The organism is Bartonella sp. AD328YNZD (assembly GCF_042196425.1).
In genome coordinates this window covers 1-1,225 of record NZ_JBHIQG010000525.1, presented here as the reverse complement: position 1 = coordinate 1,225, position 1,225 = coordinate 1, and the positions used below count along the sequence as shown (strand labels likewise).

The following is a 1,225-nucleotide window of genomic DNA, read 5'->3' as shown; positions in this document are numbered from 1 at the left end:
AATAGCTTTAACATTGACGTTTTTGCTTTCCAATTTTTGTATCAAACCTGGATCTCGTGGAGCATAGGTTGAAATAGTTCTATGTTCAATGGTTTTTCCTGTTAATTTTTGACCCTGAATGGTCACAGATTTCAACTCATTATTCTCAACTTTTTGCAAAAATTCAGAATAAGAGACCTCTCCACCACCAGAACGTTGACTATCTCCATTAAAGAAAGAAAACGACACAATCAAAATCAAAGCAATAACTCCCCAAATGAGGAGAGAGCGGTAATTGGAATTCATATTCAGCCCACTTAATCAAATATAGATTTCAAACAGTTCCCCTTAACATATAACCTTGTCAGCCCCTTGCCAAGGGATGAGAAGCTGTTTATTTTCTTTTAGAGTAATTTTTCTTTATCTTTTCACCTCAATATTAAAAAAAGGTTCCACAACATTTACCACAGCAGCATCTTCTCGCGAAGAAAGCCAATCGAAAGGTGCCATAATCCGCTTGATGATAACATTTTTATGAACAACTGCTTGAGAAATCAACTCTGGAATATCACACCCTTTGTCATTTGAGATCATCACCAGCGATTGTAAAGAGGGAAAATGAGGCTTTTCAAGCTCAAAATCGCTATTTTTTAATAAAAATTTCAGCTGTTCTAAATTTGCGGCTCCAACCTTTATAGCCTCATATCCATGATTTGTGATATGATAGCGCCCATCCCATATAAAAGTTTTATCTGGCTCAACGATAGCCTCTTTTATATTTCGCCCTTCACGCCACAAAGAAATTCCCTGCTTGTTATATTCAATAACAGAGCCCGCATAAGTAAAACGCTTCTTTTCTGGAGAATCGAGACAGAGTTTTTGAACAAGCATGCTTAATTTCTGATTGGGGAGCAAATAAAATCCCCCTCCCATCAGCACAGCAAAGAGCCCCACCACGAAAGGAAAACTGGAATGTTTCTGTAAAAATAGCGCAGGCTTTGCTATGAAACAACGTCCATGTTGGACAGTAATATCCAGTGCTAAGATCAAATCGGCAATATTTTGCGCGTGTTGACGACGCTGCAATGCGGCTTCATTTATTTTTTGAGCAATATAAGACAATTTTTGTGGAGAAAGAGATTGACGCACACGTACACGTTCAAAATTGCGATCTTCATTGGTTGGATCATCAATCCATGTTTGTCCTTGTAAGCGTAAATAATTCCGTAATGTTTGGCGTTTTACA

General features: G+C 37.8%; 1 protein-coding gene and 1 pseudogene. Both read right to left on the bottom strand.

The features are described from left to right. Positions 1 to 285: ATP-dependent metallopeptidase FtsH/Yme1/Tma family protein (locus tag ACFIO3_RS13390; protein ID WP_375704620.1), on the bottom strand; the 285-nt coding region annotated here is incomplete at its 3' end. 114 nt (positions 286 to 399) lie between these two features. Next, a pseudogene (locus ACFIO3_RS13385) lies at positions 400 to 1,225 on the bottom strand (tRNA(Ile)-lysidine synthetase); the annotation flags it as partial.